Origin of the sequence: Streptomyces sp. GSL17-111, assembly GCF_037911585.1 — a bacterium.
GTDB lineage: Bacteria > Actinomycetota > Actinomycetes > Streptomycetales > Streptomycetaceae > Streptomyces.
In genome coordinates this window covers 3,667,888-3,691,420 of the sequence record NZ_JBAJNS010000001.1, presented here as the reverse complement: position 1 = coordinate 3,691,420, position 23,533 = coordinate 3,667,888, and the positions used below count along the sequence as shown (strand labels likewise).

The window sequence follows — 23,533 nt, the reverse complement described above, 5'->3', positions numbered from 1 at the left end:
GACCTTCGGCACGACGTCTGTCGAGCCGCCGGCGCCGGCGGGTCACCGGCGGTCTCCGCCGCCCGTCTCCCCGGAGCCGCCGGGCAGGTGCTCGGCGAGGACTTCGGCGAGGTGACGGCTGCGGGTGCCGGAGAGCTGGTCGAGCTGGGTGCGGCAGCTGTAGCCGTCGGCGAGGACCTCCGCGTCGGCGGGGGCCCGGCGGACGGCCGGGAGCAGCTGCTCCTCCGCGCAGGCCACCGAGACGTCGTAGTGGCCCGCCTCGAAGCCGAAGTTCCCGGCGAGGCCGCAGCAGCCGCCCGCCAGCTCCCCGGTGAGCCCGGCCCGCTCCCGCAGCCTGCGGTCGGCGGCGTCGCCGAGCACGGCGTGCTGGTGGCAGTGCGTCTGCCCGGTGACGGGCCGGCCGACGTGCGGCGGCCGCCAGTCGGGCGCCTGCTCCTCCAGCGTCTCGGCGAAGGTCCGGACGAGCCCCGCGAGGGCGGCGGCGCGCGGGTCGTCCGGCAGCAGCTCGGGCAGGTCGGTGCGCAGTGCGGCGGCGCACGGCGGCTCCAGCACGGTGACGGGCAGCCCCGCGTCGATCGCGGGCCCGACGACGTCCAGGGTGCGGCGGAGCACCGCGCGGGCCTGGTCGAGCTGGCCGGTGGAGACGTACGTCAGGCCGCAGCACACCGGGGACGGCGGCACGGCGAGCCGCAACCCGGCGTCGTGCAGCACCGCCACGGCGGCGGAACCGGCCTCGGGGGAGAGGTGGTTGGTGAAGGTGTCCGGCCACAGGACGGTCGTCGGGCCGGCCGGCTGGGCGCTGCGGTCCCGCGCCCGCCACCAGCGGGTGAACGGCACGGCGGCCAGCGGCGGAATGTCCCGCTCCGGGGCGATCCCGGCGGCCCGCTTGGCCAGGGCGGCCAGCGGCGTCCGCGCCGCCGCGTTGAGCAGCGGCGCCGCGCGGGTGGCGGCGGCCAGCCGCAGCCACTGAGGCAGCCGGCCCATGGCGTAGTGGGCCATCGGCCGGCGCCGCCCGGCGTAGTGCTGGTGCAGGAACTCCGCCTTGTAGGTGGCCATGTCCACCCCGACCGGGCAGTCGCTGCGGCAGCCCTTGCAGGACAGGCACAGGTCCAGCGCCTCGTGCACCTCGGCGGAGCGCCAGCCGTCGCGGACGACGTCCCCGGCCAGCATCTCGTGCAGCAGCCGCGCCCGGCCCCGCGTCGAGTGCCGCTCCTCACCGGTCACCCGGAACGACGGGCACATGACGGCCGTCCCGGACACCGACGCGTCCCGGCACTTGGCGACGCCGACGCAGCGGCGGACGGCGGCGGAGAAGTCGCCGCCGTCGTGCGGGTAGGCGAAGGCGGTCGGCACCGGCTCCCGGGGCAGGACGGCGAAGCGCAGGTTCTCGTCCAGGCGCTGCGGGCGGGCGAGCACACCGGGGTTGAGGCCGCCCTCGCGGTCCCAGGCGTCCTTGAACCGCTCGAAGAGGGCGACCGTCTCCCGCCCGTACATCCTCGGCAGCAGCTCGGCGCGGGCCAGCCCGTCGCCGTGCTCGCCGGAGAGCGAACCGCCGTGCCGGACGACGAGTTCGGCCAGGTCGGTGGAGAAGGCGCGGAAGCGGGCGACGCCCGGCGCCGTCAGCAGGTCGAAGTCGATGCGGACGTGGATGCAGCCGTCCCCGAAGTGGCCGTAGGGCAGGCCGCGCAGGCCGTGGTCGCGCAGCAGGGCGCGGAAGTCCTTCAGGTAGGCGCCGAGCCGGGCGGGCGGCACGGCGCAGTCCTCCCAGCCGGGCCACGCCTCACCGCCGTCCGGCAGCCGCGTCGCCGTGCCGGAGGCGTCCTCCCGGACGCGCCACAGCGCGCGCTGCGCGGCGGGCGCTGTGACGAGCGTGTGGTCGGTGGTGCCGGACGCCGCCGCCCGGCACAGCCGCGCCGCCTCGGCCTCCGCCTCGGCCGGGGTGTCGCCGCCCACCTCGGTGAACAGCCAGGCGCCGCCGCGCGGCAGCGAGGCGCGGGCGGACGCGCCGACGAGGTCGCTGGCCATGCCCTCGACGGTGAGCGGCCGGTGCGGCAGCAGCCCGGCGGCGGCCTCGGCGGCGGCGCTCTCGTCCGGGTAGCCGAGGACGGCCAGGACGCGGGCGCCGGGGGTGGGCACGAGCGTCACCGTGGCCTCGGTCAGGACGCCGAGGGTGCCCTCGCTGCCGGTGAACGCCCGCGCCCAGTCCTCGCCCCGCTCGGGCAGGAGGGCGTCGAGCGCGTAACCGGAGATGCGGCGCGGCAGGTCGGGGAAGCCCGTCCGCAGTCGGGCCAACTCACCCTGGACCAGGGCCCGCACCTCGCTGCGCAACGGCTCGGGCACCCCGTCGCCGCCGGGCGTCAGCCGCGCGCGGTCACCGTCGTACGTCAGTACCTCCAGGGCGCGCACGTTGTCGGCCGTCGTGCCCCAGGCCACCGAGTGCGAACCGCAGGAGTTGTTGCCGATCATCCCGCCGAGGGTGCAGCGGCTGTGGGTGGAGGGGTCGGGTCCGAACGTCAGCCCGTGCGGCGCCGCCCGGTCCCGCAACACGTCGCAGATCACGCCGGGCTGGACGACGGCCGTGCGCGCGTCGGCGTCCAGCTCCAGCACGGCGTTCATGTGCCGGGTGAAGTCCAGGACGACGCCGGTGCCGGTGGCCTGCCCGGCGATGCTGGTCCCCGCGCCCCGGGCCACCACGGGCACCCCGTGCTCCCGGCAGACCGCGAGCGTGGCGGCCACGTCGGCGGCGTCCCTCGGCGCGACGACGCCGACGGGCACCCGGCGGTAGTTGGAGGCGTCCATCGTCGTGAGCGCCCTGCTCGCGGCGTCGAACTCGACCTCGCCCTGCACGGCCCTGCGAAGCTCCGCTGCCAGTCCCATCCCCCCAGCCTGCACCCTGCACACGGCACGACGCGACGCCTTCGCGACGGCGCGTTGCCCGCGCGCGGCGCACGGCGGGAGGCCCCCGATCCGCCGACGGGGAGGCCCTGGACGCTCTCCCGCCCCCGCGCGTCGCGCTCGATGCTCGCTTCCATGCCATAGCAATCTGGGGCAAGCCGGTCGGACAGCCAGTCCGCCGCATCCCGGCGCCCCGGAACCGAGCGAGGACACACCGTGCAGAACAGCCTGATCATCAACGGCCACCAGCCCCACGAGGTCTCCCCGGGCACCCTGAACCGCACCCTGGCCGCCCGCGCGGCCGGACACCTGGAGAGCCTCGGCCACCAGGTCCGGGTGACCGAGGTCGCACGGGGGTACGACGTCGACACCGAAGTCGCGCTGCACCAGTGGGCGGACACCGTCATCATGCAGTTCCCCGTCAACTGGATGGGTCTGCCCTGGTCGTTCAAGAAGTACGTGGACGAGGTCTACACGGCGGGGATGGACGGCCGCATGTGCGCCGGTGACGGTCGTGCCGCGGAGAACCCCAAGGCCGACTACGGCACCGGCGGTTCCCTGACCGACGCGCGCTACATGCTGTCCGTGACCTTCAACGCCCCGCGCGAGGCGTTCGACGACGTCTCCGAGCCGCTCTTCCGCGGCGCGTCGGTCGACGACATGCTGCTGCCCGTGCACCTGAACGCCCGGTTCGTCGGCCTCTCCGCGCTGCCGACCTTCGCCGCCTTCGATGTGGAGAAGAACCCCGAGACCGAGGCCGACCTCACGCGCTTCGACCACCACCTGGGCACCGTGTTCGGCACCCCCGCCTCACTGGCCGCGGGAGCGGTCTGACCTCTGCGGACCGATCCGCCCGATCCGCCCGTTCCGCCCGTTCCGCCTGCCCAACGCTCCCGGCCGCACCCGTGTGCGGTCGCCGACGAGCCGACATGGCGGTCGCCGTCGCGGAGCCGGCGTCGGGGCGGACGGTCGGGGTCGTCGCCCGGCGGTGACCCGGGGCCGGTGGCGTCAGGTGCGCGGCTCGGGGCCGGGGGCGGGGGTGTCCGGGGTGGGGGCGGGGCGGGCGGCGGCGCGGCGGATCGCGGCCTCGCGGCGGCGGCAGTACCAGAGCCCGACGAGGCCGCCGCAGCCGCCGACGAGGCAGGTCCACACCCACCACGTGTGCCCGTGGTCCGCGAACCAGCCGTAGAAGGGGAGCTGACCGAGGAAGAGGGCGAACCACACGACGGTGCCGACGGTGACCGTCAGCACGACGTTGCCCTCCAGCGGCTCGGGCGCCTCCCGGTCGCCGTCCAGCCAGGTGCTCAGACGCATCGCGCTCGGCGCCTCCCCTTCCCCGTGCCCCGGGCGGCCGGGGCGGTCGTCCACCAGGATAGTCAGCCGGAGCGGCGCCCGGGCCCGCGCCCCGGCCCGGCGGGTGGGTGGGTGGGACGGGTGTGAGGAGCGCCGCAGTACAGTGCCGGGGTTCGCCCTCACGGGGCTTGTCTGTTCATACTGCAACCATCCCCCGTTGGACGACGTTCGTCGTAGTTTCCTCCAAGAGGTATCCGCATGTCCGCTCCGGCTGCCGCCACCACGGCCGACGGCACTTCCCCGCCGCCCACCGGCCCGCTCGACCGCTTCTTCGGCATCACCCGGCGCGGGTCGACGCCGGGCCGGGAGGTGCGCGGCGGTCTGGCCACGTTCTTCGCGATGGCCTACATCATCGTGCTGAACCCGATCATCCTGGGCGCCGGCACGGACAAGTACGGGCAGCAGCTCGACAACGCGCAGCTCGTCACCGCGACCGCGCTCATGGCGGGCCTGACGACGATCCTCATGGGCGTCATCGGCAACGTGCCGATCGCGCTGGCGGCCGGGCTCGGCATCAACGCCGTCGTCTCGCTCCAGCTCGCGCCGCAGATGAGCTGGCCCGACGCGATGGGCATGGTGTGCCTGGCCGGGATCACGCTCATGGTCCTGGTCGCCTCCGGTCTGCGGGAGCGCGTGATGGACGCGATTCCCGGCGGGCTGCGACGGGCCATCGCCATCGGCATCGGCCTGTTCATCACCCTGATCGGGCTGGTGGACTCCGGCTTCGTCACCCGCAATCCGGACGCCGCCCACACCACCGTCCCCCTCGGCCTCGGCCAGGGCGGTCAGCTCCAGGGCTGGCCGGTCGTCGTCTTCGTCGTCGGCCTGGCGCTGATGGCCGTGCTCGTGGTGCGCCGGACGAAGGGCGCGATCCTGCTGAGCATCGCCGCCACGACGGTGCTGGCCGTCGCCCTCAACTCCGTGGCCTCCGTCCCCGACGCCGCCTGGGGCCTGGCCGTGCCGACGCTGCCGGAGCAGGTCGTCAGCGCGCCGGACTTCGGCCTCGTCGGCGACGTCAGCCTCTTCGGCGGCTTCGCGGAGGTCGGCGTCCTGACCGGGTGCCTGTTCGTCTTCACCGTGCTGCTGTCCGGCTTCTTCGACGCGATGGGGACGATCATCGGCGTCGGCGAGGAGGCCCGGCTGACGGACGAGGACGGGCGGCTGCCGGGCATGGGCCGCATCCTCATGACGGACGGCGTCGCCGTGGTCGGCGGCGGCTTCGGCTCCTGCTCGGCGAACACCTGCTTCGTGGAGTCCACGGCGGGCGTCGGCGAGGGCGCCAGGACGGGACTGGCCAACCTGGTCACCGGCGGGCTGTTCCTGCTGGCGCTGGTCTTCACGCCGCTGGCCACGGTGGTGCCCTCGCAGGCGGCCACCCCGGCGCTCGTCGTCGTCGGCGTGCTGATCATGGCGGCGAACGTCAGGGAGATCGACTGGAGCGACCTCACGATCGCCGTGCCGGCCTTCCTGACGATGATCGCGATGCCGTTCACCTACAGCATCACCAACGGCATCGGCATCGGCGTCCTGGCCTTCATCCTGCTGCGCGCGGGAACGGGCCGGATGCGCGAGGTGCCGTGGCTGCTCAACGCCGTCGGTGTCTGCTTCCTCGTCTACTTCCTCCTCGACCCGATCGAGCAGCTCCTCGGCATCGGCTGATCCCCGGCATCGGCTGATCCTTCGGCTTCGGCTGACGGCCCCGCCCGGCTCCCCGGACGGGGCCCGGTCGCCCGGCCGGGGAGGACCGCTCAGCGCAGCAGCCACCGCTGGGTCAGCTCCAGGACCTGCTCCCTGGAGCGTCCGACGTGGTCGGCGGCGATGTAGTGGGTGCCGATGCGCACCGAGAAGGTCATGAGGCAGCGCACCTCGACGTCGTCCGGGTCGGGGCAGAACGCGGCGAAGAGGGAGCGCAGGTACTCCATCCGCCGGTTGTCGACGCGCCGCAGCCGCGCGGCGACGTCCGCGTCGCGCCGCGCCCAGTCGCGGACGGCGAGCTCCACGCCGGTGTCCGTCAGGGGCAGCCGGTCCGACCCGACCAGGGAGAACAGGCGGTCCAGCAGGGCCCGCGCGTCCCCGCCGTCCCGCTCGACCTCCTCGATCACGCGGTCGGTGACGCCGCGCTCCCAGACGTCCAGCATCTCGGTCAGCAACGCGCCGCGGTTGGCGAAGTACCCGTAGAAGCCGCCCTTGCTGACGCCGAGTGCCTGCGCGAGCGCCTCCACGCGCACGGCCTGCGGGCCCCCGGCCGCGAGGGCCCGCAGGCCTTCCTCGATCCAGCGGCCGCGCGGCGTGCGAATCACGCCCATGCTGTGTCTCCCCTCACGTCGGCCGCCATCTATACGGCACCGTATGGCTCTGCTGCTAGCCTGCTCTGTGTACGGCATCGTATAGATAGGGGCCCGCCCATGAGACTCCCCAGGACCGCGCACACCGTCCGCCCGTGGCGCATCCACGAGATCGCCGACGACTTCCACATCGAGGACGTGTGGGCCCTGCCCACGCCCGGCGGCCCCGACGACTTCGCCCACCTCGTGCGCCAGATGCACGACGGCGACGGCGCACACACCCACTCCCCGCTGTCCCGGGCACTCTTCGCCGTCCGCTGGAAACTCGGCGAGATCTTCGGCTGGGACGACATCCGCGCCGGCCGGGCGGGCGTGCCGACCCTGCGGGACCGACTGCCGGAGGACCTGCGGGACAGCTGCCCCGCCACCGACCTCAAGGCCGTCCCCTTCACCTCGATCTACCAGACGCACGACGAGTGGGCCGCGGAGATCGTCAACCGGACCGTGCACGCGGTCATGCACCTCGGCTGGGTCTCCGACAGGAAGGGCGGGTACCACGCGCGGATGGCCGTCCTCGTCAAGCCGAACGGCGTGCGCGGCGCCCTCTACATGGCCGCCATCAAGCCGTTCCGCTACCTCGGCGTCTACCCGGCCCTGCTGCGCTCGATCGGACGACAGTGGGACGCGGACGTCGCCAGGCGCGCGGCGACCTGATCACCGCGCCCGCGCGGTGGCCGGAAGGCGCCGCACTCGTCCGGGGGTCCGAAGACCGTGGTCTTCGGACCCCCGACCGCGTTCCCGGGCGGCGGGAGCCCGCCCGTCAGCTTCCGTAGAAGCGCTCGGTTCGCTCGACGGACGCCCGGAAGCGCTGGTCGAAGTCGTCCCGCGCGAGGGTGCGGACCACGTAGTCCTGGAGGGTCATGCGCCGCTGGGCGGCGTGCTGGGTCAGGCGCTCCAGCAGCGCGCCGTCCATCCGCAGGGTGAGTACGCGAGACGTCATGCCCCCACCGTCGGGGCCCCTCCGGTGTGATGGTCCGGCTTTTACCGCGATGTCACCCGTACGTGTGATGCGGCATACCGGAAACCCGGTAGTCGTTAGGCGAGGTAATGAGTTAACCTAACAACATGCCGGATCTGACCCATGGCGACGACGCCGAAGCCGTGAACGCCCTCCGCGCCTCGGTCATGCGGCTCTCCCGCCGCCTCAAGCACCAGCGGGTCGACGAGTCGCTGAGCCCGACGGAGATGGCCGTGCTCGGCACCCTCGCCCGCTGCGGCTCCGCGAGCCCCGGCGAGCTGGCCCGCCGCGAGCACGTCCAGCCGCCGTCCATGACCCGGATCGTGGCCATGCTGGAGGGCAAGGGGCTCGTCCGCCTGGACCCCCACCCGGAGGACCGGCGGCAGAAGATCGTGACACAGACCGAGCGGGCGGAGTCCATGCTGGCCGCCGCCCGCACCAAGCGGAACCGCTGGCTGGCCGACCTGGCCGGTGGCCTCGACGAGGACGACTGGGCGAAGCTGCGCGACGCGGCGCCCGTCCTGGAGAAGCTCGCGCAGCTCTAGGAGCGCGCGACGACGGGACGGCGACGAACGGCCGAGAGCGGACGGCCGAAGACGACAAGCGACGAGGACGAGAGCAGGAGGCGAAGCACCTTTGAGTACGGGACCCGGAGCACACTCCGCACCCGCACCGAACGTTCCCGACACCACCGACACCACCGACACGCGAGCCACCGAACCGGAGCCGCCGAAGCCGCCGAAGCCTTCGAAATCCCCGAAGACCTCGATGTTCAGCTCCCTGCGGGTCCGCAACTACCGCCTCTTCGCCTCCGGCCAGCTGGTCTCCAACATCGGCACCTGGATGCAGCGCATCGCGCAGGACTGGCTCGTGCACAGCCTCACCGGCTCGGCCACCGCCGTCGGTCTCACCGTCGCCCTGCAGTTCCTGCCCATGCTGCTCTTCGGCCTCTACGGCGGCGTCATCGCCGACCGGTACGACAAGCGGCGGCTGCTGCTCCTCACCCAGGTCACGATGAGCCTCACCGGCCTCGCCCTCGCGGCCCTGACGCTGACCGGCTCGGTGCAGGTCTGGCACGTCTACGGGCTCGCCTTCGCCCTCGGCCTCATCACCGTCGTGGAGAACCCGGCCCGGCAGACGTTCGTCGCCGAGCTGGTCGGCCCGAGCCAGCTGCGCAACGCCGTCTCCCTGAACTCGGCCAACTTCCAGTCCGCCCGGCTCGTCGGCCCGGCCGTCGCCGGTGTGCTGATCACCGCCGCCGGCAGCGGGTGGGCCTTCCTCGTCAACGGCCTCTCCTTCCTCGCACCCATCGCCGCCCTGCTGCTGATGCGCCGAACCGACCTGTCCCCCGCCGAGCCCGTGCGGCGCGCCCGGGGCCAGCTCCGCGAGGGACTGCGCTACGTGCGCAGCCACCCCGAGCTGATGTGGCCGATCATCCTCGTCGGCTTCGTCGGCACCTTCGGCTTCAACTTCCCGATCTGGCTCACGGCCTTCACCGAGCGCGTCTTCGACCAGGGCGCGGGCGTCTACGGGCTGCTCAACGTGCTCATGGCCGCCGGTTCGCTGACCGGAGCGCTGCTCGCCGCCCGCCGCAGCACCTCCGGGAGGCGCCTGCTCGTCGGCTCCGCCGCCCTCTTCGCGCTGCTGCTCGGCCTCGCCGCCGTGACGCCGTGGTTCTGGGTCTTCGCCGCCCTCATGGTGGCCATCGGCGTCATGGGGCTGACGTTCAACGTCACCGCGAACTCCAGCGTCCAGCTCGCCACCGACCCCGCGATGCGCGGCCGGGTGATGAGCCTGTTCATGATGGTGTTCATGGGCGGCACCCCGATCGGCGGACCGCTCATGGGCTGGATCACGGACACCTACGGACCGCGCGTCGGCCTCCTCGCCGGCGCCTTCCTCTCGCTGCTGGGCGCCGTGCTCGTGGGCCTGGCCCTGGCCAGGGCGGCGGGCCTGCGGCTCAGCATGGACCTGCGACGCGGCAGCCGCCGGGTGGCCTTCGTGCCGCGCGAGACGCGCGAGCCGCTGCCCGTCTCCCCAGTGGCCGGGCCGACGACCCCGGCGCCCGCCGCACCGGCCCGGGTGGGGGCGTCCCGGTGAGACTCTTCGCCGCGCTGATGCCGCCGCCGGACGTCGTCCGCGCCCTACGGCGGCAGGTCGATGAGCTGCGCGCGCTCCCGGGCGCGGACGCGCTGCGCTGGACGCAACCGGAGGGCTGGCACGTCACCCTGGCCTTCTACGGCGAGGTGCCCGACACCGCCGTGCCCGAGCTGGAGGCCCGGCTGGAGCGGGCCGCCCACCGCCGCGCACCCCTCGCGCTGCGGCTGCGCGGCGGCGGGCGGTTCGGCGACAGGGCCCTGTGGGCCGACGTCGCCGAGGACGTTCCCGGAGCGCGCGCCGAGCTCGCGCACCTGGCCGGTGCGGCAGCGGCGGCCGGACGCCGGGTCGGGGCGCCCGGCAGCGAGCACGGCCACCGCCCGCACCTCACCCTGGCCCGGGTCCGCCGGGGCGCGCCGACGCCGCTGGCCCCCTTCACCTCCGCGCTGGCCGACTTCGCGGCCCCGGCCTGGCCCGCCGACCGGCTCACGCTCGTCCGCAGCAGCCTGCCGCGCTCCGGCGTGCCCGGGGAGCAGCCGCACTACGACGAGCTGGCGTCCTGGCCGCTCGGCGGCTGATCGGGCCGCCCGCCCGGCGGCGGGCCCGGGCCGCTACCGTGGAAGGGTGAACGCCAAGATCAGAACGCGTGTCGTGACGCTCGGCCTCGTCGTGATGTTCGCCGTCGTGGCCGTGGCCGCCGCCTTCGGCCACTGAAGTCCGCCCCACCGCTGACGGCCGCCCCGGTGCGGGCGGGGGCGGACGGGTGCCCACCCCCGCCGCTCGGGCGGATCACCAGGCGAAGGCCTCCGGAGAGGGGCCCGGGCCGGGGAAGATCCCGTCCAGCTCCGTCAGCAGCTCCTCGCCCAGCTCCAGCTCCACCGCGCGCAGCCCGGAGGCCAGCTGCTCCTGCGTGCGCGGGCCGACGATCGGCCCGGTCACCCCGGGACGGCTGAGCAGCCAGGCGAGGGCCACCTCACCCGGCTCCAGGCCGTGCTTCTCCACCAGGTTCTCGTAGGCCTGCACCTGCTCGCGCAGGGCCGTGTCGCGCAGGGCGTCACCGGACCGGCCGGACGTCGAGCGGGCCGCGCCGCCCGACCTCTCCTTGCGGATCGCCCCGCCCAGCAGCCCACCGTGCAGCGGCGACCAGGGGATGACGCCGAGTCCGTACGCCTGCGCCGCCGGGATGACCTCCATCTCGGCCCGCCGCTCGGCGAGGTTGTAGAGGCACTGCTCGCTCACCAGGCCGAGGGAGCCGCGCCGCGCCGCCGTCTCGTTGGCCTGGGCGATGTGCCACCCGGCGTGGTTGGAGGAGCCGGCGTAGAGGATCTTGCCCTGCTGCACGAGGACGTCGACGGCCTGCCAGATCTCCTCCCACGGCGTCCGCCGGTCGACGTGGTGGAACTGGTAGACGTCGATGTGGTCGGTGCGCAGGCGGCGGAGACTGGCGTCCACGGCCCGGCGGATGTTCACCGCCGACAGCCGGTCGTGGTTGGGCCAGCTCTCACCGTCCACGCCCATGTTGCCGTAGACCTTGGTGGCGAGGACGACCTTCTCCCGGCGGTCGGGGCTGCCCGCGAGCCAGGAGCCGATGATCTCCTCGGTGCGTCCCTTGTTCTCGCCCCACCCGTAGACGTTGGCCGTACCCAAAGATCAATTTCGTCGCCGTGATCCGAGCTGCGTACTGTCACCTCGTGTGCACGATGAGTGCCACAGGGGAGAGGGAGAACAAGCATGGCGAGAGTTCTGGGTGTGGTCCGTCTGTCGCGGGTGTCGGACGAGACCACGTCACCGGAGCGTCAACGTCGGTCCATCCAGCGATGGGCCGATCAGGAGGGGCACATCGTTGTGGGGTGGGTCGAGGACATCGACGTGTCCGGCGGCGTCGAGCCGTGGAGGCGCCCGGAGTTCGGCAAGTGGCTTCCCTCGACCATCGGGAAGGAGACCAGCGCGATCGAGCAGCGGATCGCGATGGAGGAGTCGCGCGCCGATGAGTACGACATCATCTGCGCGCTGAAGATCGACCGTCTCTCACGGCGGGTGCTCCACGTGCACACCCTCCTGGAGTGGTGCGAGAAGACCGGTAAAGAGGTCGCGACCGTTGAGGACGGGATCAACCTCAACACGCAGATGGGGAAGCTCCTCCTCAGCCTGATTGCGTCCTTCGCGGAAGGGGAGCTCGACGCCATCAAAGCGCGGGCCAAGTCCTCGTACAACCACCTGGTGAAGGAGGGACGCTGGCGCGGCGGCCGCACTCCGTACGGCTACCGCGAGGAGAAGCAGGAGACTGGCGACGGGTGGAAGCTCGTCCCTGACGGTTACGGGACCGACACGGCCGGGACACTTCGTGAGATCGTCCACCGTCTCATTGCGGGCGAGTCGGCGAACAGTATCGCGCAGTGGCTCAACGAGGACGTGTCAAGGACCCCGACTTCACTCGACGCTCAGATGATCCGCAACGGCAAGCCCCCGAAGGGGAGCCGGTGGACCGCTGCCAACACGGCCAAGGTCGTGCGCTCCCGCTGCGTCCTGGGGCAGATGGAGGTATCCGAGGAGACGATGGTCGACAGGAAGAAGACGAAACGACGCCGGGTCGTCCGGGACGCGGACGGTCAGCCACTCCAGCGTGCGGAGCCTCTGATCACTCATGAGGAGTGGGAGCTGGCCAACAAGAGGCTGGACGAGAACACCAGCAAGCGAAACGGCAGCCGCAAGGGTGGGTCGCCCTTGCTCCGGGTTGCGTTCTGCACATGTGGGGAGCCGGCATATATCGCCCCCGGCCGTAGCTGGCCCTACTACCGCTGCGCCTCCCGTACCACGCACAAGCCGTGTCCGACCGGAGGTTCTGGCTCAGCTTTCGTGCAGTGGCCACGGTGAGTGACGGCTGAGCGTCTCCGGGCGGTATGCGAAGTCGCCCGAAAATGGATGGTGGTCAGTGCAGCTGGGCTGATAGTCCGGGCCGTGGAAGACGTTGCACTGCAGCTGAAGGAGCTGTTGTTCCCGACGATCGCGGACATCGCGGTGCGGTCGGTGGACGTGGATATCGAGAACGTGCGCCTTGACGCGCAGTGCACCACGGCCGGCGCTGACTGCCCGAAATGCGGAGTCTGCTCGACCCGGGTTCACAGCTCCTACCTGCGGTTTCTCGCTGATGTCCCGAGCGCCGGACGAAGCGTCGTACTCCAGCTGCGGGTCCGGCGGTTCCGGTGCGGGAACACCAAGTGCCCACGTCGGACGTTCGTGGAGCAGATATCCGGTCTCACCCGCAGGCACGGCCAGCGCACCGAACGACTGCGTTCCATCCTGACGGCAGTCGGCCTCGCCCTGGCTGGTCGAGCCGGTGCCCGCCTGGCTGCCGTGCTTGGCATGTCCGTCAGCCGGAGCACAGTCTTGCGCCTGGTCGAGGCGCTGCCCGAGCCGAAGGTGCCGATGCCTCGGGTGGTCGGCGTTGATGAGTACGCCACCCGTAAGGGCCGCCGCTACGGCACTGTCCTGGTAGACGTCGAGACCCGTCGTCCGATCGATCTCCTGCCTGATCGAGAGGCATCAAGCCTGGCCGCCTGGCTCGCACAGCGGCCGGGGATCGAGGTCGTCTGCCGGGATCGCGCGCCGTTCTTCGCGGAAGGCGCCACCGCCGGGGCACCCCAGGCGACGCAGGTCGCGGACCGTTGGCACTTGTGGCACAACCTGGGGGAAGCCGCTGAGCGGGCGGTGGCCCGCCACCGCCAGTGCCTTCGGATTCTGGTCCCCGATCCCGTGGCGAAGGCCGACGAACCGGCGCCGCCCGAGGAGAAGACGGAATCGCCATGGCGGAGCGAGCGGTTCGCCAACCGCGTCCGAGCCCGGCATGCCACGGTCCACGCGCTGCTGGAAGCCGGCCACAGCCGCCGATCCATCGGGCGTCAGCTCCAGATGACCCACCGCACCGTCAAGAGCCTCGCCGACGCTGCGAAGCCGGAAGACCTCTTCCGTGGCCAGTGGCAGCACAACAGGACCTCCGTCCTCGACGAGTACAAGCCCTACCTGGACCAACGTTGGGACGAGGGCTGCACCAACGCCTGGAAGCTCTGGGAGGAGATCGTTCCATTGGGCTATCGCGGCAGCTACGGCCGGGTCAGCGCCTACCTGCGAGAGAAACGCACTTCGCCACGGCCGGTCACCGCGCAACCGCCGGCACCCCGCGTGGTGACGAGATGGATCTTCAGCCGACCCGAGGCGCTGACTCAAATCGAACAGCTCAGGCTCAAGGCCGTCCTGGCCAATTGCCCCGAACTCGATGCCCTGACCGGTCATGTCCGGGCCTTCGCCCACATGCTTACCGAACGCCAGGGTGAACGACTCCCTCAGTGGCTCGACGCCGTCCGCCAGGACGACCTGCCCAGCCTCCACACTCTCGCGGCCGGCATCGACCGAGACCGCGACGCGGTCATCGCCGGCCTGACGCTGCCCTGGAACTCCGGAGTCGTCGAAGGACACGTCAACCGGATCAAAATGCTCAAGCGCCAGATGTTCGGCCGCGCAGGCTTCGGCCTTCTTCGTAAACGGGTCCTGCTCGCCCCGTAGTCGTGTTGTCAGTGCCTGATGCGAGGATCCGGGCGACCATACACAAGGAGATCAGCATGGGCACCTGGGATACCGGTCCCTTCGACAACGACACAGCCGCGGACTTCGCCAACGCGCTCGACGATGCCGAGCCCGAGGCGCGTGAAGCCCTGATCCGAGGTGTCCTCGTCCGGACGATCGATGCAACCGGCTATCTCATGGAAGCGGAAGAGGCGGTGGCCGCCGCCGCTTTGATCGCGGCGCAATGCCCGGGAGGCGAGCCCGTCGACATGTCCTACGGCCCGGAAAAGCCCATGCCCCTGTTCCCTTCCGACCTTCGGGTAATCGCCGACCAAGCCCTCACCCGCATCGTCGACGACGAAGATGGGCCGGCCTCAAACTGGGTCGACCCGGAGGACTGGAAGCAGTGGCGAGCCATACTGACGCGCCTTCGCGCAGTGCTTGCTCCGCCACCCCCGTCCCTTGCTCTCTTCGACGTACAGCCGTAACGGTGCGTCACTCAGCACGGAAGCTGAGCCAGAACCCGACCGGAAGCAAGGGCATCGCGGCGCACGCCCTGGAGGACGCCGTGGAAAAGGCGTTCCTCCTCGCTGCCGGGGACGTCGAGATCGTCCGGAAGGTCTTCCGGCCGGGCGTGGACCACACGCGCGACATCGAGGAGGTGAACCGCGCCCTGTCGGACCTGAGGGAGGACCGCGAGGCGGGTCTCTACTCTAGCGAGCTGGGCAAGCAGGAGTACCGGGAGGCCTACAAAAGGTTGGACGCGCGACGTGAGCAGCTCATCGCGCAGCCCACGCGCCCTGACGCCTGGGAGGAGTTCCCGACAGGAGAGACCTACCGGGAGCGGTGGAGCACGTTGTCGACCCAGCACGAAAAGGGCAGGGAGCTACGCGCCGCAGGGGTCAAGGCCGTCATCCATGCCAAGCCGATTCCCGGGATGACCGCCGCGCAGCTCATGGCTCCCGATGGCCATGACGGGATGTGGCAACACCCGGTCGAGAGGGTTCAGGTTCTGATCCCGGTGGACATCAAGCAGCGTCTGCGCAGCATGGCGGCGGTGCACAGCGAAGGCTGACCGACAACTGCACGTGACGAGGTGGCTGTCAACTTTGGCCATGGCCGCCCGTGGGGCGCAATCTCCCAGCGCGAGTACCAGCGCACGGCGCAACACCTCGGAACCGAGACTGGGGAGGCCGTCCGTCGTGAACGAGGACGTGCTGACCGTGGCTCGGGCGAGGAAGGCGGAGGGAGAAGGCGTCAGCTCCGTCGCCAAGGCTCTGGGCGTCCCCCGGGCCGCGTTGTACCGCCCACCTCTGAGACGACTCCAGACGACGGCACCGGATGCCCTTGCTTTAAGCGGGCTCGAAGCAGTTGGCTTGTGGCCCATGGAGTACACGCACCTCGGGCGCACCGGACTCAAGGTCAGCCGACTCGTTCTCGGCACGATGAACTTCGGTCCGCAGACAGACGAATCAACCAGCCACGGCATCATGGACGCCGCTCTCGACGCAGGTCTGAACTTCGTAGACACGGCCAACGTCTATGGGTGGGGTGAGAACAAGGGCCGCACAGAGGAGATCATCGGTACGTGGTTCGCCCAGGGTGGCGGGCGGCGCGACAGGACGGTCCTCGCCACCAAGGTGTACGGGAACATGGCGGGCGACGGGGACGTCTGGCCCAACCACGACAAGCTCTCCGCGGTAAACATCCGCCGTGCCGTCGAGGCCTCCCTCAAGCGGCTGCAGACCGACTACATCGACATCTACCAGTTCCACCACATCGACCGGTCGACGCCGTTCGAAGAGATCTGGCAGGCGATCGACGTTCTGGTCCAGCAGGGCAAGATCCTCTACGCGGGGTCATCCAACTTTCCCGGCTACAAGATGGCCCAGGCCAACGAGGCCGCCGCCCGGCGCGGGTCGTACGGCCTCGTCAGCGAGCAGTGCCTCTACAACCTCGCTGAGCGCCGCGCCGAGATGGAGGTCATCCCAGCCGCGCAGGACTACGGCCTCGGTGTCATCCCCTGGTCACCGCTGCACGGAGGGTTGCTGGGCGGCGTTCTCAAGAAGGAAGCCACGCAGGGGCGCCGGGCGAGCGGGCGCGCTGCCGACGCGCTCAAGGACGCCAAGACACGCGAGCAGATCCAAGCGTACGAGAACCTCCTCGACAAGCACAGCCTGGAGCCCGGTGAAGCAGCGCTCGCCTGGCTACTGACTCGCCCCGGTGTTACCGGCCCCATCGTCGGCCCCCGCACGCAGGAGCAGTTGAACTCGGCTCTGCGTGCGCTGGAGTTGGAGCTGAGCGACGAACTGCTGACGTCTCTGGACGAGATCTTCCCCGGCCCCGGACCGTCTCCTGAAGCCTTCGCGTGGTGAGGTAGCGGGTCCGTGCAACCGGCCGTCGCCTCTGCTTGCCCTCGAAGCGAGTTGGAGGCGGCGGCTTCGTCGTTTCCGCTCGGGTTCCACAGTTGCCGGTGAGCGTCAGTGATGCGTGCCGCCAGCCAACTGAAGCGCACCGGGGGCAAGACCCCACCCCGACGGCGGGCCACCGGGTCCCGCCTCAGTCGCGGGGGAACTCGCCGGTGGAGAGGGTCAGCCCGACGGGAGTGTCCCCGAGGTCGACGTCCACGCCGAAGTCGACGGTCAGCTCGCTGGCGTAGTCCCCGTCCTTGGGCTGCGTGAAGACCCGGCAGCGGCCGACGTACGGGTCGACGACGAGGTAGACGGGCACCTTCGCCGTCGCGTAGGCGGCCTTCTTCGGGCCGTAGTCGTTGACGGCCGTTCCCTTGGAGATCACTTCGGCGACGAACTCGACGTCCTCGTGCCGCCAGCGGCCCTCGGGCGTCTTCGTCGCCCCCTCGACGAAGGCCGCGACGTCGGAGGCGAAGCCGTTGAGGTGCCCGGGGAAGTCGATGCGGACGTCGGAGGCGGTGCGGCTCTGCGGGTACCGGGCGAGTAGCTGTTCGACGAGGCCCAGGGTGATCTCCCAGTGCGTCTGCCGCTGCGGGAACAGGAAGACGTTCCCCTCGACGATCTCGACCTTGAATCCCTCGGGGACGGGCATCCGTTCCAGCCGCTCGAACCACTCGTCGAGGCTGAGTTCGTCGCTGTCCGCCATAGCGGTCCTGTCATCGTGCAGTGCGATGGTCACCGTGGCGCTCCCCTCCGCCGCCGCGTGGTCGCGGCGGCCGCGCGGTACAACGATACGCACGGCGACGGGGTCACGCCGGGACGGCGGGGGCGGGTTCGGCCTGTGCGGTGTAGGGCGCGCCGAGGGCGAAGGCGGCGTGGAGGGCGGCGGCGAAGGCGGCGGCCAGCCGGTGCTCGCCGGGGGCGGCCGGGTGGGTGCCGTCGTAGGTGTCGCGGGCCAGGTCCCAGTCGGCGGGGGGCGTTGCCAGGACCAGGGGCGCGGCGGGCGTCGTCAGTTCGGCGACGAGGGCGGCGAGGAGGGTGTTGAAGCGGGCGACCTCGGCGGCGAAGGGCGCGTCGGTGACGGCCCGCACGTTGGGTATGACGGGCAGGACGACGGCCCGGATCGCCGGGTCGGCGCGGCGCGCCTCGGTGAGGAAGTGGCGGGCGTTGCGGGCGGTCTGCTCCGCGTCGGTGTAGAAGCCGAGGTCGATGAGGCCCAGTGAGACGAGCAGGATGTCGGGGCGGTGGGTGCGGACGGCGTCGGCGATGACGTCCTTGTGGTGCAGCCAGCCCTCGCCCCACCCGGCGAGGTGGCCGCGTGCGCGGGTGGGGAAGGCCGGTTCGGCGTAGTGGTGGGAGCCCTCGTGGAGTGCGTCGCGGGGGCCGACGAGGTCGGCGGGCTCGGCGGCCTCGCGCAGGTGGGCCCACAGGCGGTAGCGCCAGGTGTGGTCACCGGCGCTGCCGATCGTCATCGAGTCTCCGACTGGCATCAAACGCACCCGGCACATTCTGCCGCGCACCCGCCCTGACCTGCGGCGTGATACCGGTCACGCCGTGCGGTAGGCAGCGGGCGGGGTCCGCCCGGCGGTCGCGGGGCGCTACATTCGGATCATGCGTCGACAGTCGCCCGGCCGGTGGCCGGGAAGCACCGGTGCCACCCGGGCGGCGGCCGGGCACGTTCCGGCCGGGCGGACAGGGGGTGGGCGGCGGAGGCCGCCGGTGCGCGGGGCCGTGGTGGCCCTCGGCACGGCGGGCGCGCTGCTGGTCGCGGCGGCCGGCGCGGTCGCGGCGGACGAGCCCGGGTTCACCGTTCAGGACCCCCGGATCACGGAGGCGAGCGGCCTGGCCGCCAGCCGCGCGCACCCGGGCGTGTACTGGACGCACAACGACAGCGCGAACGCGGCCGAGCTGTTCGCGGTCGACGGCGCGACGGGACGGACGCTCGCCACGGTGACGCTCACGGGTGTGGCGGGCCGGGACATGGAGGCCGTCTCCGTCGGCCCGGACGGCGACCTCTACGTGGGCGACATCGGCGACAACCTCGGCGGCACCTGGCCGCACGTGTGGATCTACCGGTTCGCCGAACCGGCCGAGCTGACGGACACGACGATCGAACCGGCCGTCCACACCGTGCAGTACGCCGACGGGCCGCGCGACGCCGAGTCGCTGGCCGTGCACCCGCGGACCGGGCGGGTCTACGTCGTCGGGAAGCGGGAGGGCGGGGACGGCCTGTACGCCGGGCCCGAGGAGCTGTCGACCGAGGGCGTCAACACGTTCACCCGGATCGCGGACATCGACCTGTGGGCCACGGACGCGGCGTTCTCCCCCGACGGCAGCCGGCTGGCCGTGCGCAGCTACTTCGGCGGCCGCATGTACGCGTGGGAGGGCGGCGGGCCGCGCGAGATCGGGCGGCTACCGGTGCCGATACAGCGGCAGGGCGAGTCGCTGGCGTTCACACCGGACGGCCGGACGGTGCTGTTCGGTTCGGAGGGCGAGGGCGAGGAGGTGCGCGCCGAGGAGCTGAGCGGCGAGCTGCTTCCGGAGGACGTGCGACGGGCGGAGGGTGACGCGGGGGACACGGGCGCGGCCGGGGACGGCGGCGGGAGCGGCGCGGCGGGCGAGGACGGCGACCGCGACGTGGACGGCGACAGCGTGGCCCTCGGTGGCGCCGGGCTCGCCATCGCGCTGGCCGTGTGGATCGCGGTGCGCGGTGGACGGCGGCGCCGGAGCGGCTGACGTCCGCCGGACGGGCCGGCGCACGCGGGGCGACTCGCGCGGGCGGGCCGCCCGTCAACCGGTCTCGGGGCACGCCCCCATGGCCGCGCCGAGGGTGTGCGCGGCGTCCGGCTGCGCGCCCGGGTCGTGGGCGCGGGCGTCGATGACGGCGGCGAACCCGTCCAGGAGGGGCGTCAGGCCGAAGGCCAGGATGTCCAGGCCGTCGGAGTCGAAGACGTCGGCGGGCAGCCCGGCGACCTCCGGGTAGGCGCCGCTGGACATCGCCGCGTTCAGGAACGGGGTCTGGGCGCTCCAGAACTCCTCGTCGCTGACGCCCGACTGTTCGGCGGACTGTCGGGCCAGGACGACCATGCGGGCGGTGCCGGTGACGAAGTTGTCGATCGTCACCAGCATCGAGACCTTCTCCCGGCCGGTCAGGCCGAGGCCGCGGAGCCCGGCGAGCGCGGCGTCGAAGGCGGCGAGGGAGCGGGGGCCGAGTACGGGCCGCGTCTGGTTGATCTGCAGCAGCCAGGGATGGCGCAGGAAGAGGTTCCAGGTCCCCTGGGCGACGAGCTCCAGGGTGGCGCGCCAGTCCCGGTCCTCCCGGTCCCCCTGGTCCACGCCCTCGGTGAGCGGGCCCTGGACGTGGTCGAGCATCAGGTCGAGCAGCTCGCCCTTGCCCGGCACGTAGCGGTAGAGCGACATCGTGCCGACGCCGAGCCGGGCGGCGACCTTCCGCATGGAGAGGGCCGCGAGCCCCTCCTCGTCGGCCAGTTCGACGGCGGCGGTGACGACGGCCGCCACACTCAGCCCCGGTTTGGGCCCGCGTGAGGGCGGTTCGTCGGTGCCCCACAGGAGGGCCATGCTCCGGCTGAGGTCGCCGCTTCCGGTGTGTTCCGTCGTCGCCATCGTGTCGAACATCGTAAGCCTCCGCGTCCCCCCGAACCTCTCTGCGTATGGTGTACGCTGTTTTAACTGAGTACATCGTACCCAGTTTTCACCGTTCAAGGGGGAGCTCCGTGCACCACGATCGACCGACCGACCACGCGGTCCTCGCCGAGGGGCTGCACAAGCGCTACGGCACGGGCCCGTCCGCCAAGCCGGCGCTGAGCGGCTTCGACCTCGCCGTCCCCGCCGGGTCGGTGTACGGCCTCCTCGGCCCCAACGGCGCGGGCAAGACCACGGCCGTCCGCATCCTCGCCACCCTGCTCACGGCCGACGGCGGCCGGGCCCGGGTCGGCGGCTACGACGTGGCGACCCAGCCGCGCCTGGTGCGGCGTCAGATCGGCTTCACCGGTCAGTACGCGGCGGTGGACGAGATCCTCTCCGGCCGGCAGAACCTGGAGATGTTCGGCCGCCTCTTCCACCTCCGCCCGGCCACCGCCCGGGCCCGCGCGCGGGAGCTGCTGGAGCAGTTCCGGCTCACCGACGCGGCGGACCGGGTCGTCTCCGGCTACAGCGGCGGCATGCGGCGCCGACTCGACCTGGCCGCCTCCCTCGTGCTCGCCCCGAAGGTGCTCTTCCTCGACGAGCCCACCACCGGGCTCGACCCCCGGGCGCGCAACGAGGTCTGGGACGCCGTGCGCGAGCTGGCCGCCTCCGGCACGACCGTCCTGCTCACCACCCAGTACCTGGAGGAGGCCGACCGGCTCGCCGACCGCGTCGCCGTGATCTCCGCACCCACCGGCGAGGGCGGCCGGACCATCGCCGACGACACCCCGGAGGCCCTGAAGAACCGCATCGGCGGGGACCAGGTCGAGGTCGTCGCCGCCGGGCCCGAGCACCTGGCGGCCGTGGAGAGGGTGGTCGCGCGGGTGGGCCGCGCCGCGCCGCGCACCGAGACCGAGGCGCTGCGGGTCAGCGCGCCCGTCGCCGACCGGGTCGACGCCCTCACCGAGGTGGCCCGGCGGCTGCGGGACGAGGCGGTGGACGTCGTCGACCTCGGCGTACGGCGCCCCACCCTCGACGAGGTCTTCCTGCGGCTCACCGGCTCCCCCGCCGAGAACGCCCCCCGCCCCGACACCGACCGCACGCACCAGGAGGTCCCCGCAGCATGAGCCTCACCCTCGACCCCGTGCGGGAGGACGGCCCCGGGCAGCGGCTGCGCTGGGCGCTCGCCGACTGCTGGACGATCGTCCGCCGCGAGCTGACGCACCTCGTCCGCCAGCCGACGATCATCGCCTGGCAGCTGGGCTTCCCGATCGTCTCGGTCCTGCTGTTCGTCTACGTCTTCGGCAGCGCCATGGACGTCGGCGGCACCACGGACTACAAGGACTTCGCGATGCCGGGCATGTTCACCATGACCATGGCCTTCGGTTTCATGAACACCGCCATGGCCGTCGCCGTCGACAAGGACCGGGGCGTCATCGACCGGTTCCGCTCCATGCCGATGGCCCCCTCCGCCGTCGTCACCGGCCGAGGCGTGTCCGACGTGCTGCACGCCGCGCTCGACCTCGCCGTCCTCGCGGGCATCGCTCTGGTCATCGGCTGGCGGCCGGGCGGCGGGATCGCGGCCGCCCTGGGGGCGTTCGCGCTGCTGCTGGTGCTGCGCTTCGCGCTCATCTGGGTCGGCGTCTGGATCGGGCTGCGGGTGAAGAACCAGGAGTCGGCGGGCAACCTGTTCGCCCTGGCGTTCCCCTTCGGCATGATCTCCAGCGTCTTCACACCGCCGTCGATGATGCCCGACTGGCTCGGCGCGATCGCCATGTGGAACCCCGTCTCCTCCACGGCGGGCGCCGTGCGGGAGCTGTTCGGGCAGCCCATGGTGACGTCCGGGGGCAGCTGGATCGAGACGCACCCGCTGCTCATGGCCTTCGTCTGGCCGGTGGTCGTCACGGCGGTGTTCCTGCCGCTCGCCGTCCGCACCTACGGCGGGCTGTCCCGGTAGAGGGCTGTCCCGGTAGGCGCGCCGTTCCGGGCCGCCGGACACGCGCGAGGGGCCCGTCCGGGCGGACGGGCCCCTCGCCGACGAACGTCGTCAGAGGTTCTCGATCACGTAGTCGACGCACCGGGTGAGCGCCTCGACGTCCGAGGGCTCGACGGCCGGGAACATCGCCACCCGCAGCTGGTTGCGGCCCAGCTTGCGGTAGGGCTCGGTGTCGACGATGCCGTTGGCCCGCAGCACCTTCGCGACGGCGGCGGCGTCCACCTCGTCCGCGAAGTCGATGGTGCCGACGACCTGCGAGCGCTGCGCCGGGTCGACGACGAACGGCGAGGCGTACTTCACGTCCTCCGCCCAGCCGTACAGGGCGCGGGCCGAGGTGGCCGTACGGCGCACGGCCCAGTCCAGGCCGCCCTGCCCGTTGATCCAGTCGAGCTGGTCGGCGAGGAGGAAGAGCGTGGCGAGCGCCGGGGTGTTGTACGTCTGGTTCTTGCGCGAGTTGTCGATCGCCGTCGGCAGGTCGAAGAAGGCCGGGATGTGGCGGTCGCTCGCGGCGATCCGCTCCGCCCTCTCCAGCGCGGCCGGGGAGAACACCCCGATCCACAGGCCGCCGTCCGCCGCGAAGGACTTCTGCGGGGCGAAGTAGTAGACGTCGGTCTCGGCGATGTCCACGGGCAGGCCGCCCGCGCCCGACGTCGCGTCCACCAGCACGAGCGAGCCCTCGTCCGCACCCGGCACGCGCGACAGCGGCGCGGCGACACCGGTGGAGGTCTCGTTGTGGGTGAAGGCGTAGGAGTCGACGCCCGCCTCGGCGCGCGCCTCCGGGTGCGTCCCGGCGGGCGACTCGACGACGCTCGGCTCGGCCAGCCACGGCGCCAGCTTGGCCGCCTTCGCGAACTTCGAGGAGAACTCGCCGAAGGACAGGTGCTGCGAGCGGTGCTCGATGAGCCCGTGCGTCGCGATGTCCCAGAAGGCGGTGGAGCCGCCGTTGCCCAGGACCACCTCGTAGCCCTCGGGCAGGGAGAACAGCTCGCGCACGCCGTCGCGGACCCGGCCGACCAGGTTCTTCACCGGAGCCTGGCGGTGCGAGGTGCCCAGCAGCGACGTGCCGGTGGCGGCCAGGGCGCTGAGCGCCTCGGTCCGCACCTTGGAGGGGCCCGAACCGAAGCGTCCGTCGGCGGGCTTGATGTCAGCGGGAATCTGGATCTCAGCCACGGGCCGAGCCTAACGGCTCGGTAGCCGGGCAACGGTGCTGTCCGGGGGCTGAGACGGCGGTCGCGCGCCGGGCGCGCGACCGACGCTCGTCCTTCGCTCCTCC

The 23,533-nt window shown here is 72.1% G+C and carries 22 protein-coding genes and 1 pseudogene; 14 read left to right on the top strand and 9 right to left on the bottom strand.

Features of this window, described 5'->3' with window-relative positions; all coding sequences use genetic code 11:
* Positions 1–42 precede the first annotated feature (42 nt).
* Positions 43–2,877 carry an FAD-binding and (Fe-S)-binding domain-containing protein gene (locus V6D49_RS16425; RefSeq protein WP_340560573.1) on the bottom strand — a complete coding sequence of 945 codons (2,835 nt, stop codon included), beginning with the start codon at positions 2,875–2,877 and terminating at the stop codon, positions 43–45.
* A gap of 234 nt (positions 2,878–3,111) precedes the next feature.
* Between V6D49_RS16425 and V6D49_RS16420 the strand changes: the two genes are divergently transcribed.
* Positions 3,112–3,729, top strand: coding sequence for an NAD(P)H-dependent oxidoreductase (locus V6D49_RS16420; protein WP_340560572.1), 618 nt, complete (start codon positions 3,112–3,114; stop codon positions 3,727–3,729).
* A 174-nt stretch (positions 3,730–3,903) separates the two neighbouring features.
* On the opposite strand, the gene V6D49_RS16415 is transcribed toward V6D49_RS16420, so the two are convergent.
* Entirely contained in the window at positions 3,904–4,209 is a 306-nt protein-coding gene (locus V6D49_RS16415) for a DUF2530 domain-containing protein (protein WP_340560571.1), read from the bottom strand.
* 237 nt (positions 4,210–4,446) lie between these two features.
* Between V6D49_RS16415 and V6D49_RS16410 the strand changes: the two genes are divergently transcribed.
* Complete coding sequence (locus V6D49_RS16410) at positions 4,447–5,907, top strand: NCS2 family permease (protein ID WP_340560569.1); 1,461 nt, start codon at positions 4,447–4,449, stop codon at positions 5,905–5,907.
* Between the two features lie 89 nt (positions 5,908–5,996).
* Here V6D49_RS16410 and V6D49_RS16405 read toward each other — a convergent pair whose 3' ends face one another.
* Complete coding sequence (locus tag V6D49_RS16405; protein WP_340560567.1) at positions 5,997–6,554, bottom strand: TetR/AcrR family transcriptional regulator; 558 nt, start codon at positions 6,552–6,554, stop codon at positions 5,997–5,999.
* 99 nt (positions 6,555–6,653) lie between these two features.
* Between V6D49_RS16405 and V6D49_RS16400 the strand changes: the two genes are divergently transcribed.
* Positions 6,654–7,247 carry a DUF2867 domain-containing protein gene (locus V6D49_RS16400; RefSeq protein WP_340560565.1) on the top strand — a complete coding sequence of 198 codons (594 nt, stop codon included), beginning with the start codon at positions 6,654–6,656 and terminating at the stop codon, positions 7,245–7,247.
* 106 nt (positions 7,248–7,353) lie between these two features.
* Here the strand turns inward: V6D49_RS16400 and V6D49_RS16395 are convergent, their stop codons facing one another.
* Positions 7,354–7,533, bottom strand: a complete 180-nt coding sequence (locus tag V6D49_RS16395; RefSeq protein WP_340560563.1) for a ribbon-helix-helix protein, CopG family — start codon at positions 7,531–7,533, stop codon at positions 7,354–7,356.
* A 125-nt stretch (positions 7,534–7,658) separates the two neighbouring features.
* Between V6D49_RS16395 and V6D49_RS16390 the strand changes: the two genes are divergently transcribed.
* The 3 genes from V6D49_RS16390 to thpR all read left to right on the top strand — a co-directional run bounded on the left by V6D49_RS16390 (position 7,659) and on the right by thpR (position 10,226).
* A complete protein-coding gene (locus V6D49_RS16390) occupies positions 7,659–8,096 on the top strand; it encodes a MarR family winged helix-turn-helix transcriptional regulator (protein WP_340560561.1) in 438 nt (145 codons plus the stop codon).
* 91 nt (positions 8,097–8,187) lie between these two features.
* On the top strand, positions 8,188–9,651 hold the full coding sequence (locus tag V6D49_RS16385) for an MFS transporter (protein WP_340560559.1): 1,464 nt from the start codon (positions 8,188–8,190) through the stop codon (positions 9,649–9,651).
* Complete coding sequence (gene thpR / locus V6D49_RS16380; RefSeq protein WP_340560558.1) at positions 9,648–10,226, top strand: RNA 2',3'-cyclic phosphodiesterase; 579 nt, start codon at positions 9,648–9,650, stop codon at positions 10,224–10,226. The genes V6D49_RS16385 and thpR overlap by 4 nt, the downstream gene beginning before the upstream one ends.
* Positions 10,227–10,437: 211 nt before the next feature.
* On the opposite strand, the pseudogene V6D49_RS16375 reads toward thpR, so the two are convergent.
* Positions 10,438–11,289, bottom strand: a pseudogene (locus tag V6D49_RS16375) (aldo/keto reductase); the annotation flags it as partial.
* 90 nt (positions 11,290–11,379) lie between these two features.
* Between V6D49_RS16375 and V6D49_RS16370 the strand changes: the two are divergent.
* The 5 genes from V6D49_RS16370 (at position 11,380) to V6D49_RS16350 (ending at position 16,583) form a co-directional block, all read left to right on the top strand.
* Positions 11,380–12,522 (top strand): recombinase family protein, encoded by a 1,143-nt coding sequence (locus V6D49_RS16370; protein WP_340560557.1) that lies wholly within the window; start codon positions 11,380–11,382, stop codon positions 12,520–12,522.
* Between the two features lie 84 nt (positions 12,523–12,606).
* Positions 12,607–14,208 carry an ISL3 family transposase gene (locus V6D49_RS16365; protein WP_340560556.1) on the top strand — a complete coding sequence of 534 codons (1,602 nt, stop codon included), beginning with the start codon at positions 12,607–12,609 and terminating at the stop codon, positions 14,206–14,208.
* A gap of 56 nt (positions 14,209–14,264) precedes the next feature.
* Positions 14,265–14,696: a DUF4259 domain-containing protein gene (locus V6D49_RS16360; RefSeq protein ID WP_340560555.1), complete on the top strand. Its 432-nt coding sequence runs from the start codon at positions 14,265–14,267 to the stop codon at positions 14,694–14,696.
* 2 nt (positions 14,697–14,698) lie between these two features.
* Positions 14,699–15,283 (top strand): hypothetical protein, encoded by a 585-nt coding sequence (locus tag V6D49_RS16355; RefSeq protein ID WP_340560554.1) that lies wholly within the window; start codon positions 14,699–14,701, stop codon positions 15,281–15,283.
* A gap of 310 nt (positions 15,284–15,593) precedes the next feature.
* Positions 15,594–16,583, top strand: coding sequence for an aldo/keto reductase (locus V6D49_RS16350; RefSeq protein ID WP_340560553.1), 990 nt, complete (start codon positions 15,594–15,596; stop codon positions 16,581–16,583).
* A 184-nt stretch (positions 16,584–16,767) separates the two neighbouring features.
* On the opposite strand, the gene V6D49_RS16345 is transcribed toward V6D49_RS16350, so the two are convergent.
* Together V6D49_RS16345 and V6D49_RS16340 are read right to left on the bottom strand one after the other, a co-directional pair.
* Positions 16,768–17,325 carry a Uma2 family endonuclease gene (locus tag V6D49_RS16345; RefSeq protein ID WP_445330648.1) on the bottom strand — a complete coding sequence of 186 codons (558 nt, stop codon included), beginning with the start codon at positions 17,323–17,325 and terminating at the stop codon, positions 16,768–16,770.
* Positions 17,326–17,428: 103 nt separating this feature from the next.
* Positions 17,429–18,127 carry a GDSL-type esterase/lipase family protein gene (locus tag V6D49_RS16340; protein WP_340564080.1) on the bottom strand — a complete coding sequence of 233 codons (699 nt, stop codon included), beginning with the start codon at positions 18,125–18,127 and terminating at the stop codon, positions 17,429–17,431.
* Positions 18,128–18,338: 211 nt separating this feature from the next.
* On the opposite strand from V6D49_RS16340, the gene V6D49_RS16335 reads away from it, so the two are divergent.
* Entirely contained in the window at positions 18,339–19,355 is a 1,017-nt protein-coding gene (locus V6D49_RS16335) for a hypothetical protein (protein ID WP_340560552.1), read from the top strand.
* Between the two features lie 54 nt (positions 19,356–19,409).
* On the opposite strand, the gene V6D49_RS16330 is transcribed toward V6D49_RS16335, so the two are convergent.
* Entirely contained in the window at positions 19,410–20,255 is an 846-nt protein-coding gene (locus V6D49_RS16330; protein WP_340560551.1) for a TetR/AcrR family transcriptional regulator, read from the bottom strand.
* 98 nt (positions 20,256–20,353) lie between these two features.
* On the opposite strand from V6D49_RS16330, the gene V6D49_RS16325 reads away from it, so the two are divergent.
* Both V6D49_RS16325 and V6D49_RS16320 read left to right on the top strand, forming a co-directional pair.
* Entirely contained in the window at positions 20,354–21,391 is a 1,038-nt protein-coding gene (locus V6D49_RS16325; RefSeq protein ID WP_340560550.1) for an ATP-binding cassette domain-containing protein, read from the top strand.
* A complete protein-coding gene (locus V6D49_RS16320) occupies positions 21,388–22,221 on the top strand; it encodes an ABC transporter permease (RefSeq protein ID WP_340560549.1) in 834 nt (277 codons plus the stop codon). Before V6D49_RS16325 ends, V6D49_RS16320 begins: the two co-directional genes overlap by 4 nt.
* Before the next feature lie 90 nt (positions 22,222–22,311).
* On the opposite strand, the gene serC is transcribed toward V6D49_RS16320, so the two are convergent.
* Entirely contained in the window at positions 22,312–23,430 is a 1,119-nt protein-coding gene (gene serC, locus V6D49_RS16315; protein ID WP_340560548.1) for a phosphoserine transaminase, read from the bottom strand.
* Positions 23,431–23,533 lie beyond the last annotated feature (103 nt).

Bases quoted from the DNA above. Each gene is read 5' to 3' on its own strand.
- V6D49_RS16425 (WP_340560573.1), bottom strand. From the start codon at position 2,877: ATGGGACTGGCAGCGGAGCTTCGCAGGGCCGTGCAGGGCGAGGTCGAG.
- V6D49_RS16415 (WP_340560571.1), bottom strand. From the start codon at position 4,209: ATGCGTCTGAGCACCTGGCTGGACGGCGACCGGGAGGCGCCCGAGCCG.
- V6D49_RS16410 (WP_340560569.1), top strand. From the start codon at position 4,447: ATGTCCGCTCCGGCTGCCGCCACCACGGCCGACGGCACTTCCCCGCCG.
- V6D49_RS16405 (WP_340560567.1), bottom strand. From the start codon at position 6,554: ATGGGCGTGATTCGCACGCCGCGCGGCCGCTGGATCGAGGAAGGCCTG.
- V6D49_RS16400 (WP_340560565.1), top strand. From the start codon at position 6,654: ATGAGACTCCCCAGGACCGCGCACACCGTCCGCCCGTGGCGCATCCAC.
- V6D49_RS16395 (WP_340560563.1), bottom strand. From the start codon at position 7,533: ATGACGTCTCGCGTACTCACCCTGCGGATGGACGGCGCGCTGCTGGAG.
- V6D49_RS16390 (WP_340560561.1), top strand. From the start codon at position 7,659: ATGCCGGATCTGACCCATGGCGACGACGCCGAAGCCGTGAACGCCCTC.
- V6D49_RS16370 (WP_340560557.1), top strand. From the start codon at position 11,380: ATGGCGAGAGTTCTGGGTGTGGTCCGTCTGTCGCGGGTGTCGGACGAG.
- V6D49_RS16360 (WP_340560555.1), top strand. From the start codon at position 14,265: ATGGGCACCTGGGATACCGGTCCCTTCGACAACGACACAGCCGCGGAC.
- V6D49_RS16350 (WP_340560553.1), top strand. From the start codon at position 15,594: ATGGAGTACACGCACCTCGGGCGCACCGGACTCAAGGTCAGCCGACTC.
- V6D49_RS16345 (WP_445330648.1), bottom strand. From the start codon at position 17,325: ATGGCGGACAGCGACGAACTCAGCCTCGACGAGTGGTTCGAGCGGCTG.
- V6D49_RS16340 (WP_340564080.1), bottom strand. From the start codon at position 18,127: ATGTGCCGGGTGCGTTTGATGCCAGTCGGAGACTCGATGACGATCGGC.
- V6D49_RS16330 (WP_340560551.1), bottom strand. From the start codon at position 20,255: ATGTTCGACACGATGGCGACGACGGAACACACCGGAAGCGGCGACCTC.
- V6D49_RS16320 (WP_340560549.1), top strand. From the start codon at position 21,388: ATGAGCCTCACCCTCGACCCCGTGCGGGAGGACGGCCCCGGGCAGCGG.